Origin of the sequence: Teredinibacter haidensis, assembly GCF_014211975.1 — a bacterium.
Lineage (GTDB): Bacteria > Pseudomonadota > Gammaproteobacteria > Pseudomonadales > Cellvibrionaceae > Teredinibacter > Teredinibacter haidensis.
The window spans coordinates 3,211,990-3,225,151 of record NZ_CP060084.1; the positions used below are offsets into that span (position 1 = coordinate 3,211,990).

Sequence of the window (13,162 nt, forward strand, 5' to 3'; positions counted from 1 at the left end):
ATTATAATTATGAGCTGAGTAAGCTTCGAAGTATTTTCTCACCGCAAACGGTACTGGCGACAAGCGTTAACTCTCGTGCATCTCCATCGGGCATTACCTTAGCGGTTAAATCAGGTTCTGGCAAAAAGCCCTTACCTCTTCCCGGCCATTCGATTAAACAAATATGCCCCGACTGAAAGTAATCGCGAATACCCATATACTCAAGCTCTTCCGGGTCGCCGAGACGATAAAGATCAAAATGAAAGAGTTTGATCTGCTCCAGCTCATAGGGTTCCACTAAAGTATAGGTCGGGCTCTTAACCGCACCTGAATACCCAAAAGCGTTTAGCACTCCTCGACAAAAGGTGGTTTTTCCGGCCCCTAAAACCCCATCCAGGTACACTACGGCACCGCCAGCAAGCTGCTCGCCCAGAGTTTTGCCCGCCGCAACCGTTGCGTTTTCGTCACGCAACGCCATTTGAACCTCATGCATTGAGCAATTCTCGAATATAGGGGATTAAATCGCTCGCCAGTAACCCACGCTCACCACCATCCAGCACCGCCAGGTCTGCAGCATCGCCATGAACACAGACTCCCAGACACGCCGCGTGCAATAGATCCATACCCTGCGCGATAAGTCCGCCGATAACACCGGCCAACACATCCCCCATACCGCCCGAGGCCATTCCGGGGTTGCCCACATTGGCGAGATAACAATTTTCTTCATCGGCAATCAGGGTGCCCGCACCTTTTAATACCACCACGCCGCCATAGCGCTGTTGCAACTGGTGCGCAGCAGCAAAACGATCCGCCTGAATATCGGCAATCGAACACCCCAGCAACCTTGCTGCTTCACCAGGGTGAGGAGTCAGCACCCAATTTTCACGATGAGCATTCGGCACAACCCTGCCCTGAGCCAAAATATTCAGGCCATCGGCATCGAGCACCAGGGGCAATTTTGTTGCGAAAGCCTGCTGCAACATTTGCTCGGACCAAGGCGACTGCCCCAAGCCAGGACCTATCACTACAACGCTGGGGCGCTTCAAGAGCGGCTCTAATTCCTGCCCCGAAGCGACACCCGCGACCATAGCCTCGGGAAGACGCACCAATATCGGCGTCACATATTGGGGCCGCGTTGCAACGCTGGTTAGACCAACTCCAGAGCGAGCACAAGCTTCTGCTGCCATAGCGACTGCGCCACCAAAACCGGTATCACCACCAATCATCATTGCGTGACCAAACAGGCCCTTGTGCGCATCCACAGGGCGGGGCTTTAACTTTTGCTTAAATGATTCTGTGGAAATACGCCAACTATCAGGTTTTACCTCTGCCAACGCGCTTTCGAGTTTTGCAATATTGGCAATAGCGAGGTCATCAAACAGAATTTGGCCGGTATATGCAGGTGCCTGGCCAGTCAAAAGGCCGCGCTTACATCCAATAAAAGTCACCGTGAGCTCTGCCTGCACCGCCTCCCCTTGTACCGTGCCGGTATCGCTACACAGGCCCGAGGGAATATCGACCGCAATAACGGGTGCGGTACTGGTATTCATCGCAGAGATAGCCGTGAAATAATCCTCACGTACACATCCTTTTAGGCCAGTCCCCAGCAGAGCATCGACAATAACCGTATTACCGTCGACATCTGCCATTTTTGTCGACCAGCTCTCCGCCACTGATACCAGTACACCTTCCTGCAAGGCAAATTGGTATGCCCGCTGCGCATCGCCCTTAAGACTCAGGGGCGATGCAATCGACAACACCTCCACTGCCATATGTCGCTGAGCAGCAAGAGCTGCGATCACATAACCATCGCCTGCGTTGTTACCACCACCAGCACACACCAGTATTCTCTCAGCATTGGGCCAGCGCTCCAGCAACGCATCAAAAACCGCGCGACCGGCCCGCTTCATCAATTGAATACCCGGAACTCCCCCCACCTCTATGGTGAGTTTGTCCAGCTGTCGTACCTGCTCTGCGCGAAAAAGTTGTTGGGGCAGTGTAGAATCGCTCATAACTTGCTCTGTGCTCTGAATGTTGAGCGAAATTATACGTAACTTACTCCCGCGCCCAAAGCTCAATCGTCATTCCAATACAGCCCCACACCTATCAGATGAACGAAATACAATTAAATAGTGAACAAACGGCGGCCCTGGAAAGCCTGACGAATAAAATTCAGAACTGGGCTAAAGAGCTGGGCTTTCAACAAATTGGGATTTGCGATGCAAACCTAAGCAGCGAGGCGGAACGCTTCGAAGAGTGGCTGGACAAGCAATATTACGGCAGCATGGAATGGATCGCCGAACGCAAGACCTTACGCCTGCAACCCACAGAGCTGCACGCGGGAACATGCCGTGTACTCTCTGTACGGATGGACTATCTACCGCAGGATACGGAACAGATTAAAATTCTGAAATCACCAGAAAAAGCCTACATCTCTCGCTACGCTCTCGGTCGGGATTATCACAAACTTATTCGCAAGCGCCTGGCGCTAATTGCAGAAAAAATTCGCGGTGAGGCCGAAAGCATCTTGCCGCAATTGATTGTAAGCCAGCGACCATTTGTCGACAGCGCTCCTGTTCTGGAGCGGCCCCTTGCAGAGAAAGCAGGGCTCGGCTGGGTAGGCAAACATACACTGCTGATTAACCAGCAGGCCGGCAGTTGGTTTTTCCTGGGAGAGATTTATACCAATCTACCCCTGCCGGTGAATCAACAGCTACAGGAAAACCGTTGTGGCAGCTGCGAAGCCTGCATAAAAGTCTGCCCTACCGCAGCCTTCCCCAAACCCTACCAACTGGACGCCCGCCGCTGCATTTCTTACTTGACGATTGAAAACAAAGGGACAATTCCCGAAGAGTTTCGCGAGGTGATGGGCAACCGCGTTTTTGGCTGCGACGATTGCCAAGCTATTTGCCCCTGGAACAAATTTGCCAAAGCAACCGACGAAAAGGATTTTCAACCCCGGCACGGTCTGGCAAACAGTGATTTATTGCATTTATTTCTGTGGGACGAACAAACTTTTTTAAAAAATACTGAAGGCTCTGCCATTCGCCGGATTGGCTACCAAAGCTGGCTGCGCAACCTTGCTATCGGGCTCGGCAATGCTCCGTCTTCGCCAGACATTATTCTCGCGCTTGAAACACGACTCAACCAGATATCATCGCTTCTCGACGAGCATTTGCTGTGGGCCCTGGAACAGCAGAAAAACCCTCGACGCAAACGCCAAAGAAAATTGAAACCTTAACCTTTCGTAGTGTCGGTACAACGCAACCGCAAGATAGGTTTCACACCGGCACATCAACTCCCCCGATAAGAAAAAGCCGCAGAAAAACAAGCGAGTAAAACGGCAAAAGCCAGCGCGATACTAAGCGTAATCACACTCGTTCCCCCATCGATCAACACACCAAACAAAATAGGTGAAAGGGACGTAGACCAAACCCCAAAAGAGGTCGTCATAGAGCGAATGCTGCCGATCTTGCCCGTTCCATAGACTTCAGCCCAAAGCGCACCACTAACCGGCCCACTACAACCGATAGACATCCCCATTAAGCCCAACATTAGAAATGACGCAACAGAACCGGGAACAAACGCTATCACCAGCATCGCCAACATAAGTGGCACATTGTAGAAAGGCAGTAAGCGCACCGCACTATAGCGATCTACCAAAACGCCTGCCGTCAGCGAGCTTAACCAGTGAACAATGCCGTAGCCCACGAAGCTCGCTGCAAACACCTCCATCGACCAATTTTTTTCCAGAATAAAAAAAGACTGATGAATAAAAATACCGGTAACCACAAAAGGCGCGGCAATGAGTGCAGGCAGGACTCGCCAGAAACGGCCGTCGGCCAAAACCGCTCGCCGCCCCTGCGACATATCACCATCATTTTTCTGTTGAATTGAGGCTGGCGTAAAATCAAAACCGGCTCGCCTCGCTCCCGCCAACAAAAAATAGCTGGCAGGCAAAAAAACAAAAGGTACCAGCGCTGCAATAATCAGCCAACTTTTTTGCCAACCCACGATAGCAATTAAAAATGTTGCCATGAGCGGCAAAATGATTTCGCCCACAGGAACACCCGACGCGGCAATACTGATGCCCTTTCCACGATGTCTATCAAAGCAGCGTGCCATTGTGGTCACCCCCGTATGGGGGAGCAGGCCCTGCCCACACAAACGAACAAGGAAAAAAGCACAGCCCAACAACCAAATATTGTCGCTAACCACAAAAAGTAAACAACCGCCTAGCAAACCGATTGCGACAAAAAAAGTAAAACGAATAAGCGGCAGCTTATCGATATAGCCACCCACTATCATTAAACTGGTGCCAGCAATCAAAGTGGCGATGGAATAAACCAAACCGTAACCGGAAGCAGATAAATTCAGCGCCTGCTGAATACTTGCTCCGTAGCTACCAAGGAAAAACGACTGACCAAAATTACCCATAAACACGGCCAAAAAGCCGAATGCCAACAGGTATTTACCATCGTGGAAAAAACGATATTGCGACGACACAGGAAAACCTCTCCTAGAACGGAAGAGGCGCGATTATATAGGAAATAAAGTCAACCCGACGGCTTTATAAGCCTGGGAGCTAATGGCGCAATGTCACCATAACGTCCATATTGATAGAACCATCTATCTCAAGTACGCCATACTGGCTTTTATCATCGTTACAGACGACCAACACGGCATCCTGAAACAAGGGGCGACGGATAAAGGCAAGCTGCCAGCCAAATCCTTCCATCTGCGTTAACGACAAAGATTGATCGTCGTTTAAATATTCTTTGAAATTATAGGGGATGGGACGGCTTCGGTCTCGGCGATCAGGCCGACCACTAACGGAAGCCGTTGTTGTCGGTATAGAACCCGCGTCAAATGAATCAGATTCCGAAACGTTATAGAGGGGTACAGAAAAACCATTGTATTGCATAGATCTCATTCCTTCGAGCTAAATACGATTAAAGCCCGTAACAACACATTAACCGGCCGTAGCATCCGGCGCGTTTCTGCCGATGCACAACCAATGTGACTGACTTGTTACTAAAAGCTTTGTCCTGAAGTGCAATTTTGTCAAAAAACCCATTGCACTAAAAACATCTGAATTAATACCGATTAATGATATCGGCACAGCGGTCGCCATCATACACCCCTTCATATGAATAAAAGCGGTGTACTATGCCATGAGTTAGATAATTTATAGCTTAGGACGAAGAAGGCAAGAATAAAAAAATCTAGCCAAATCAACCTACTTGTGGACCCGCTCACTTACGAATAAAGTGCTCACGGTAATAGGCCAGCTCAGCAACAGATTCCCGAATATCATCGAGAGCCAAATGAGAGCCCTGCTTTTTGAACCCTTTAAGCATCTCGGGCGACCAGCGCGCAGCCAGCTCTTTAAGTGTACTAACATCGATATTGCGATAGTGAAAATAATGCGCGAGGCGGGGCATAAATCGCTGTAAAAAGCGACGATCTTGACCGATGGAGTTGCCACACATGGGTGATTTCCCCGCAGGCACCCATTGCGCCAAAAAATCGAGCGTAGCCTGTTCAGCCGCTGCAATCGTGATTTCGCTGCTTTTTACCCGAGCAGTTAAACCTGACTTGCCATGCTGATGGGTACACCATTCGTCCATTTGTTCTAGAACTGCATCGGGCTGGTTAATCGCAAAAACCGGACCCTCCGCCAAAGTATTGAGGTTCGCATCTGTAACGACGGTGGCTATTTCGATAATAACATCGTGCTCGGGGATTAACCCTGTCATTTCCAAGTCAACCCAAATCAAATTGTTTTCGCTGATAGCCATAGTTTTTTCCATTACAATACAATTCATGATTTTAGCAGCTAGAAGAGGAAGTTCCCATCAATAGGCGCCCGGCACTAAGAGTACCGTTAAGTATAACCTCGGTTATTATACGTTTTTCAATCGCGGGACACCCTGCCTTAGCGCCTCGCACTGGCTCGCATGACTAAGCGTAAACTCAGCCACCAACAATCACGCAGAATCGCGCAAAACCAGCAGCGGCGCAGCCGACAAGCCAGTGAGCAGCCCCAGGGTAGCGGTATCGATGAGCACGGGCTGGTTATCGCCCGCTTCAGTAAGCAGGCCGATATTGAGGCCGCCGACGGAAAAGTGTGGCGCTGCCACCTGCGTGCGAATCTTGGGGATATTGTTACCGGTGATCGGGTGGTTTGGCAGCAACACGATGAAAGCAGTGGCGTTATCGTTTCCGTAGAACCCTGCCGTAACCGACTACAACGGCCAGACAGTTACGGAAAAATGCGTGCGGTCGCAGCCAACATTGATCAGGTTCTGATCACCTTGGCGCCCGAGCCTGAACCCCATACAGGCCTGATCGACCGCTATTTGGTCGCCGCCGAAAACCTAGGCGTTACGCCGGTGCTACTCGTTAATAAATCAGACCTGCTCAGCTCTGAAAATGAACACCCCATCGAAAAGCAATTAATTCACTACCGGAACATCGGTTATAACGTGATTCGAGCCTCAGCTAAAACCGCATCGGGAATGGATCAGCTCAAGCATGAACTCAAGTCTAAAATCAGCATTTTTGCCGGGCAGTCTGGCGTCGGCAAATCATCTCTAATACAACAACTGCTCCCCGGTGAAGACATTAAAATTGGTGAGCTCTCCGAGCAGGTCGCAAAGGGTCGCCACACCACCACCCACTCCCGGCTGTACCACTTCCCCGAGGGCGGCGACTGTATCGACTCTCCCGGCATACGAGAGTTTGGCTTGTGGCACCTGAACAAAGACGAGGTGATACAGGGCTTTGTCGAGCTAAAACCCCTGGCGGGCCAATGCAAGTTTCGCGACTGTAACCACGAACAAGAACCGGGCTGCGCCATCAACACCGCTGTTGAAAAAGGCCAGATATCCGCAGAGCGATTTTCCAGTTTTCGCCGTATAATCGGGTCGCTAGACGATGTTGATATAAAAACATTTTAACGGCCCCTACAACCCTAAATGACGCCTCCATTACGGCCCCAAGGAACTCACTTCGTGAAGTCATTCTTATTTATCACTCTACAATATCTCACACCACACCACCTGCTTTCGCGATTGGTTGGCTGGTTCGCACAGACGGAAATCCCTTGGTTAAAGGATTTTCTAATACAGCGATTTGCCGATAGCTTTAATGTCAATATGGCTGAAGCTGAAGAGGAGAGCCTCACTGCTTATAGCAGCTTTAACGAATTTTTCTGTCGAGCCCTGAAATCCGAGGCTCGCCCTTTAGCCGATGACAGCAAGCTCCTGATTTGCCCCGCTGATGGCGCCATTAGCCAGACTGGATCCATTAACGGCAGCACGATTTTTCAGGCCAAAGGCAAATCCTTTACCACAACGGCTCTGCTGGGAGGTGATACCGACCTGGCAAAACAATTCGAAAACGGACAGTTCTGCACCGTCTATTTGTCGCCGAAAGACTATCACCGAGTCCATATGCCCATTGCAGGCAAGTTGAAGTCCATGACTCATGTTCCCGGCGCACTTTTCTCCGTCAACCCGACAACAGTAGACAATGTCGATAACCTCTTCGCCCGCAACGAACGCGTTGTCTCCATTTTCGAAACTGAGATCGGCCCTGTCGCCGTTATTCTGGTGGGCGCTATGATTGTGGCCTCTATTGAAACAGTCTGGGCTGGAGAAGTGGCTCCGCGCGGGAATAAAACCGCCTGTTTCCACTACCAGGAACAAGAATCGGTTTCACTGGAGCGAGGCCAGGAAATGGGTCGCTTTAAGCTCGGCTCCACCGTTATAGTCCTGCTGCCGGAAAACAGTGCCAAGTGGTCGAAACGGATTGCTCCAGGGCGAACTGTGCAGATGGGCGAAGCGATTACAGAAACCCCACAATAGTCGGATCCGGGTCGTTTTTAGCGCATTCGGCATGTAGAGTTATTCAACATTATTCTGAACAAGCTCAATATGTCGAATCAAAACGAACTCAATTATCGGCGAATGACCAAAGCGATTCAGCTCCTGCAATCGCACTTTCTCGATCAGCCATCTACCGAGCAAATCGCCAACCAACTTCACTTAAGCTGCTCGCAATTCCACACACTATTTCGCCAATGGACAGGCCTAACGCCAAAACAATTTCTGCAACAGGTAACTGTAGAGCAGGCCAAGCAGCTGTTGGGCAAGGGTAACTCCTGCCTGCAAACCAGCTTGTCATTGGGCATGTCTAGCGGCAGTCGGCTGTACGATCATATGGTGACGTTGGAAGCAGTCACTCCTGGCGAGCTTAAAAGCGGCGGTAAAAACCTGGATTTTTATTTTGGCGACGGCCAAACGCCCCTGGGAAGAGCCCGCCTCATCTGGAATAACCGCGGCATTCACAGCCTAAGATTTGAAGCCGGTAATGCCGATCTCGCGAAAGCGGATTTTGAAAAAAGTAAAAATCAGTGGCGACATGCTAACTGGCACCAGGACAACCCGGCAGCGCAAGATCAACTCCATAGCCTTTTTTCACGCCGCAAAGCCGAAAAACTGCACCTCTGGGTTAGTGGTACCAATTTCCAGGTCGCCGTTTGGCGCGGACTGCTTAAGATCCCACCAGGCCACATTCAAAGCTACGGTGAACTCGCCGAAAAGCTAGGAGATAAAAACGCCAGCCGAGCCGTTGGTCAGGCCGTTGGTTTAAATCCCGTCGCCGTACTGATCCCCTGTCATCGGGTAATTCAGGCCAGCGGCGCACTAGGTGGCTACCGCTGGGGGCTGGAAACTAAAAAAATATTATTGGGGAAAGAATTACTCGCACACCCGGTACAACCATTAGAGACCGGGTAATTTCAGGCCTTTGCGCCTAAACAAGCCCAGTAAACCTCGCCCCTGCTTGCGCTGAATATACTCATCCCGAATACCGGCCACATCAACATCATATGCACCAGGCTGGAGATCTTGAAGGATTTCAACACGCTGAATGTCTGAAGGGCTGTATTTGCCGGAATCCAGTTTCGTTTGTTTATCTTTTTCGTCTGCCGCTAGATCGACCAACTCAGACTTTTTCATGGTCTGTTTATAAGCATCCAGTACCACCATAACAACAGGCTTTAAACGACGCTCAAAATTTTGCTCTACAACAACACCAACTTCGCCAGTAGAGAGTTCCACCAAGGTTCCCGTAGGGTACAAACCAATCGCGCGAATAAATTCCACGACCAACTCTTCCTGAAATTCAATTTCGCGCAGCTCGTATAACTTAGCAACAGCTCTGGATGGCGACAACGGCTGTGCTTCGCCGCGGGGATTTACGGTTTCATCGTAAAAGGTGACAATACCTGCGATCTTGCCCAGTAGAGGAATTTTATCACCACGCAGATGCTGCGGGTAGCCACTGCCGTTGACGCGCTCGCAATGGGTTTTAACCACAGAGGTGACTCGAGGCTGAACATCTGGCAATTTGCGTAGGATTTCTACACCGTAATCAATAAATTTTTCGTAAGCTTCCTGCTCAGTACTGGAGCGCCTCTTACTTTCCAGTAAATGCTTAGGCAAGCGTGTCTTACCAATATCTTTCAACAGTACACCCATTGCCAACACATCGAGATCTGCTTTGGGTAGACCAATATGACGACCAAATAAAATGCCCCAAACGGCCGCGCGCACGGCGTGGGAATAGGTGTACTCATCCTTCTCTCGAACCCGACTTAACCAGGTAAAGGCATCCGGACTGCGCAGTACGCTGTCTACCATCTGACTAGCGACGCGCTTAGTTTCATTGATGGGTACGTGCTGGTGATCCTGATTCAGATGGCCCATCACACTGCCTACGGCGTTGTACACCTGCTGGTGCAATTCGCGCGCGGGAGCCATCTCTTTCTCCAGTGGCTGAACTTCGCAGTAAACATCGCGCCGAATTTTCAGTGGCGCCACGTCGACAATACGTGTTTGCTGGGGAGCTCGCGCGGCTTTTCGACCACTGGCGGAGCGCTCTGTGAGCTTACGCAAACTAGTTTTTACCGGGGAAGAGCCTTTAACCACATCTATATAGACGGTGTTACAGTGTACTTTTAACTCTTTAATTTCATCGAGGTCACGAATATAGAAGCCCTGTAACGGAAAGGGAGTTTGTGTCCACGGCCTGTCGAGGCCCGACACAAACATGCCAACCGTTAACTCATTGACGTCTATTTTGACCTGCTTAATCCCCAAGAATTTTCCCCCTGCAACAACGACCCGAAGCAACTCAACGCGTTCATTCAAGCTATAGTGACAATATATAGATTAGCACGCCAAATGGATTTTCGCGCCACTTTCTTAACGATCAAATTATAATCGAGGACAGTTAAAACGGGTAAGGGTACACGACGAACGGATATGTGTAGTTGTTGATCCGATCCATCACCTGTCAGGCCAAATATAAATCGATGTAATATGTAAGCATTATATTAAGCTGAAACGCGAATAATTTCCCTATTCGCTATGATATTTGTAGGACAGGTCATGAACTGCGCGGATAAACGCCCCCGCATGCTCAGGATCGACTTCAGGCGTAATACCATGGCCTAGGTTAAATACATGCCCATTGCCCTTGCCGTATGCTGCCAATATGGCCGATACCTCAGACACAATTCTTTCCGGGCTGGCGTAAAGCATGGTTGGATCCATATTCCCCTGAAGAGCCACTCTCTCGCCTACGCGCTGTCGGGCCAACCCAATATGGGTTGTCCAATCCAAACCCAAGGCAGATGCACCCGTATCCGCCATGGACTCCAACCACTGGCCACCGCCCTTAGTAAAAAGGATCACCGGCACTTGGCGCCCCTCGTGCTCTTTAATGAGTCCGCCAACGATACGCTGCATGGGCTCCAGCGAGTATTTCAAATAGGCATCGTGAGCAAGAGCTCCACCCCAGGTATCGAAAATCTGGACAGCCTGGGCTCCGGCACGGATCTGGGCATTAAGGTAGTCGGTGACCGATGCTACTAATTTATCCAACAGTAGCTGGGCAAGCTCAGGCTGATCGTAAACCATGGTTTTGGCGCGTCGAAAATCCTTACTTGAGCCACCTTCCACCATGTAGGTCATTAAGGTCCATGGGCTTCCAGAAAAGCCGATCAATGGCACCCGCCCATTCAGCTCGGAGCGAATGGTTTTAACCGCATCGACCACATAAGTCAGTTCTTTTTCCGCATTCACCACAGGCAGGCTTTCAACATCTTTCGCTGTGCGCACAGGCTTGCGGAATTTTGGCCCTTCTCCCGTTTCAAAATATAAACCCAAGCCCATCGCATCGGGAATGGTAAGAATATCGGAGAACAGAATAGCCGCATCCAGCGGGTATCGCTCCAAGGGTTGCAATGTCACTTCACAGGCACGCTCGGGATTGGTACAGAGCCCCATAAAATCGCCGGCCCTGGATCGAGCGGCTCGGTATTCAGGAAGATATCGTCCTGCTTGGCGCATCATCCAGACAGGTGTTACATCGACGGGTTGACGCAGCAGTGCGCGGAGAAAACGATCGTTTTTTAATTCGGTCATGGGTCTAAGTCTGCGTCGAACCACTCTTACTTAAGATATTGCATTAATGCCAAGACGCGAACAGGACGAAACGGCAGAACGGCTACTGACAGGCATCAGCCTCGACCCCAGGTTGGGCAAACAGCACGATCTAAATAGTTTCACCCTGTGCGAGCTTGCACGCGCCTTCCTAAGTAAGCGTCATTCTGCTCAAGGGTTGCGATAAGGCCGAGAAAAGTACAGTCGGCCACTCATATTTATATGTTAAGAAAATCCAAAATACCATCGGCCGCTTCCCGGCCTTCCCAGATCGCGGTAACAACCAGATCCGAGCCGCGCACCATATCACCCCCGGCAAACACTTTTGGGTTGGACGTCTGAAATTTAAATTTTTGCTTTTCAGGGGCTTCCACACCACCCCAGCTGTTGACCGAAATAGCGTGCTGCTCAAACCAGGGCGCAGGGCTTGGGCGGAATCCAAAGGCAATCAGTACAACATCTGCAGGAATAACCTCTTCGCTGCCGGGAATAGGCTCCGCGCGGCGGCGGCCATTTTCATCCGGCTCACCCATTTTAGTGGTAATGACCTTAATACCTTCAACTTTACCTTCGCCTACGATTTCGATCGGCTGACGGTTAAAAAGAAAGTTAACACCTTCTTCACGTGCATTGGTTACTTCTCGACGCGAGCCCGGCATATTTTCTTCATCGCGACGATATACACAGTTAACCTTATCCGCATTCTGGCGAATGGAGGTGCGGTTACAGTCCATGGCGGTATCACCTCCACCCAGTACGACAACCCTCTGACCTTCCACGCTGATAAAATCGCTGGCTTCTTTTTCAAAACCCAGGTTGCGATTGGCATTGGAAATTAAGAAAGGCAGCGCATCGTATACACCGGGCAGATCTTCACCAGGAAATCCCCCTTTCATATAAGTGTAGGTGCCCATGCCAAGAAAAACGGCATCGTACTGATCCAGAATTTCATCCATGGTTATATCTTTACCCACTTCCGTATTTAAACGGAACTCAACGCCCATTCCGGTAAAGATTTCACGACGCTTTTGGATTACAGACTTTTCCAATTTAAATTCGGGAATACCAAAAGTCAGCAAGCCACCAATTTCCGGATGACGATCAAAAACGGTGGGTTTAACTCCGTTGCGTACCAGAATATCGGCACACCCAAGACCAGCAGGGCCGGCACCAATCACAGCCACTTTTTTACCCGTCCAGGTAACTTTGCTCATATCCGGCTTCCAACCCAAAGCGAAAGCTGTATCGGTAATATATTTTTCAGTGTTGCCGATAGTTACCGCACCGAAGCCGTCGTTGAGGGTACATGCACCTTCACACAAACGATCTTGTGGACAAACGCGTCCACAAACCTCGGGCAACGAATTGGTTTGATGACACAATTCAGCCGCCTCGATAACGTTGCCCTCAGCAACCAGTTTTAACCAGTTGGGAATGTAATTGTGTACCGGACACTTCCATTCACAGTAAGGGTTGCCACATTCAAGGCAACGATGCGCCTGCCCCTCTACCTGCTTTTCGGTAAAAGGCTGATAAATTTCCTCAAAACTCTCTTTGCGCGTGACAATATCTTTTTTGTCCGGATCCTGCCGCCCGACATCGAGAAATTGGAAGTTGTTGTTCAGTCTTTCAGACATACATTCAGCCCTTGATACTCTTTGCTTGTG

At 50.1% G+C, this 13,162-nt stretch carries 13 protein-coding genes; 5 read left to right on the forward strand and 8 right to left on the reverse strand.

Annotated elements, in window-relative coordinates; genetic code table 11:
* Window positions 1–7: 7 nt before the first annotated feature.
* Together tsaE and H5715_RS12780 are read right to left on the reverse strand one after the other, a co-directional pair.
* Complete coding sequence (gene tsaE, locus H5715_RS12775) at window positions 8–472, reverse strand: tRNA (adenosine(37)-N6)-threonylcarbamoyltransferase complex ATPase subunit type 1 TsaE (protein WP_075185442.1); 465 nt, start codon at window positions 470–472, stop codon at window positions 8–10.
* Window positions 465–1,991 (reverse strand): bifunctional ADP-dependent NAD(P)H-hydrate dehydratase/NAD(P)H-hydrate epimerase, encoded by a 1,527-nt coding sequence (locus H5715_RS12780; RefSeq protein WP_075185441.1) that lies wholly within the window; start codon window positions 1,989–1,991, stop codon window positions 465–467. The genes tsaE and H5715_RS12780 overlap by 8 nt, the downstream gene beginning before the upstream one ends.
* A gap of 98 nt (window positions 1,992–2,089) precedes the next feature.
* Between H5715_RS12780 and queG the strand changes: the two genes are divergently transcribed.
* Complete coding sequence (gene queG, locus H5715_RS12785; RefSeq protein ID WP_075185440.1) at window positions 2,090–3,220, forward strand: tRNA epoxyqueuosine(34) reductase QueG; 1,131 nt, start codon at window positions 2,090–2,092, stop codon at window positions 3,218–3,220.
* Between the two features lie 53 nt (window positions 3,221–3,273).
* Here queG and H5715_RS12790 read toward each other — a convergent pair whose 3' ends face one another.
* The 3 genes from H5715_RS12790 to orn form a co-directional block, all read right to left on the reverse strand.
* Window positions 3,274–4,485: an MFS transporter gene (locus H5715_RS12790; RefSeq protein WP_246434531.1), complete on the reverse strand. Its 1,212-nt coding sequence runs from the start codon at window positions 4,483–4,485 to the stop codon at window positions 3,274–3,276.
* A 79-nt stretch (window positions 4,486–4,564) separates the two neighbouring features.
* Entirely contained in the window at window positions 4,565–4,903 is a 339-nt protein-coding gene (locus H5715_RS12795) for a hypothetical protein (RefSeq protein ID WP_083608002.1), read from the reverse strand.
* A gap of 331 nt (window positions 4,904–5,234) precedes the next feature.
* Complete coding sequence (gene orn, locus H5715_RS12800) at window positions 5,235–5,780, reverse strand: oligoribonuclease (RefSeq protein ID WP_075185454.1); 546 nt, start codon at window positions 5,778–5,780, stop codon at window positions 5,235–5,237.
* 159 nt (window positions 5,781–5,939) lie between these two features.
* Between orn and rsgA the strand changes: the two genes are divergently transcribed.
* The 3 genes from rsgA (at window position 5,940) to H5715_RS12815 (ending at window position 8,783) form a co-directional block, all read left to right on the forward strand.
* Window positions 5,940–6,941 carry a small ribosomal subunit biogenesis GTPase RsgA gene (gene rsgA / locus H5715_RS12805; protein WP_075185438.1) on the forward strand — a complete coding sequence of 334 codons (1,002 nt, stop codon included), beginning with the start codon at window positions 5,940–5,942 and terminating at the stop codon, window positions 6,939–6,941.
* 54 nt (window positions 6,942–6,995) lie between these two features.
* Window positions 6,996–7,850 carry an archaetidylserine decarboxylase gene (asd, locus tag H5715_RS12810; protein WP_075185437.1) on the forward strand — a complete coding sequence of 285 codons (855 nt, stop codon included), beginning with the start codon at window positions 6,996–6,998 and terminating at the stop codon, window positions 7,848–7,850.
* A gap of 69 nt (window positions 7,851–7,919) precedes the next feature.
* A complete protein-coding gene (locus H5715_RS12815) occupies window positions 7,920–8,783 on the forward strand; it encodes a methylated-DNA--[protein]-cysteine S-methyltransferase (protein ID WP_075185436.1) in 864 nt (287 codons plus the stop codon).
* On the opposite strand, the gene H5715_RS12820 is transcribed toward H5715_RS12815, so the two are convergent.
* Together H5715_RS12820 and hemE are read right to left on the reverse strand one after the other, a co-directional pair.
* A complete protein-coding gene (locus tag H5715_RS12820; RefSeq protein WP_075185435.1) occupies window positions 8,769–10,148 on the reverse strand; it encodes a cyclic di-GMP phosphodiesterase in 1,380 nt (459 codons plus the stop codon). The two genes, H5715_RS12815 and H5715_RS12820, sit on opposite strands and share 15 nt — an antisense overlap.
* Before the next feature lie 261 nt (window positions 10,149–10,409).
* Window positions 10,410–11,477 (reverse strand): uroporphyrinogen decarboxylase, encoded by a 1,068-nt coding sequence (hemE, locus tag H5715_RS12825; RefSeq protein WP_075185434.1) that lies wholly within the window; start codon window positions 11,475–11,477, stop codon window positions 10,410–10,412.
* 46 nt (window positions 11,478–11,523) lie between these two features.
* Between hemE and H5715_RS12830 the strand changes: the two genes are divergently transcribed.
* Window positions 11,524–11,682, forward strand: a complete 159-nt coding sequence (locus tag H5715_RS12830) for a hypothetical protein (protein WP_175574253.1) — start codon at window positions 11,524–11,526, stop codon at window positions 11,680–11,682.
* A gap of 31 nt (window positions 11,683–11,713) precedes the next feature.
* Here H5715_RS12830 and H5715_RS12835 read toward each other — a convergent pair whose 3' ends face one another.
* A complete protein-coding gene (locus tag H5715_RS12835) occupies window positions 11,714–13,132 on the reverse strand; it encodes an FAD-dependent oxidoreductase (protein WP_075185433.1) in 1,419 nt (472 codons plus the stop codon).
* Between the last annotated feature and the right edge of the window lie 30 nt (window positions 13,133–13,162).

What these genes read in the sequence shown, in the direction of transcription:
- tsaE (WP_075185442.1), bottom strand. Translation starts at nt 472, where the DNA reads ATGCATGAGGTTCAAATGGCGTTGCGTGACGAAAACGCAACGGTTGCG.
- H5715_RS12780 (WP_075185441.1), bottom strand. Translation starts at nt 1,991, where the DNA reads ATGAGCGATTCTACACTGCCCCAACAACTTTTTCGCGCAGAGCAGGTA.
- queG (WP_075185440.1), top strand. Translation starts at nt 2,090, where the DNA reads ATGAACGAAATACAATTAAATAGTGAACAAACGGCGGCCCTGGAAAGC.
- H5715_RS12795 (WP_083608002.1), bottom strand. Translation starts at nt 4,903, where the DNA reads ATGCAATACAATGGTTTTTCTGTACCCCTCTATAACGTTTCGGAATCT.
- orn (WP_075185454.1), bottom strand. Translation starts at nt 5,780, where the DNA reads ATGGCTATCAGCGAAAACAATTTGATTTGGGTTGACTTGGAAATGACA.
- rsgA (WP_075185438.1), top strand. Translation starts at nt 5,940, where the DNA reads ATGACTAAGCGTAAACTCAGCCACCAACAATCACGCAGAATCGCGCAA.
- H5715_RS12815 (WP_075185436.1), top strand. Translation starts at nt 7,920, where the DNA reads ATGTCGAATCAAAACGAACTCAATTATCGGCGAATGACCAAAGCGATT.
- hemE (WP_075185434.1), bottom strand. Translation starts at nt 11,477, where the DNA reads ATGACCGAATTAAAAAACGATCGTTTTCTCCGCGCACTGCTGCGTCAA.
- H5715_RS12830 (WP_175574253.1), top strand. Translation starts at nt 11,524, where the DNA reads ATGCCAAGACGCGAACAGGACGAAACGGCAGAACGGCTACTGACAGGC.
- H5715_RS12835 (WP_075185433.1), bottom strand. Translation starts at nt 13,132, where the DNA reads ATGTCTGAAAGACTGAACAACAACTTCCAATTTCTCGATGTCGGGCGG.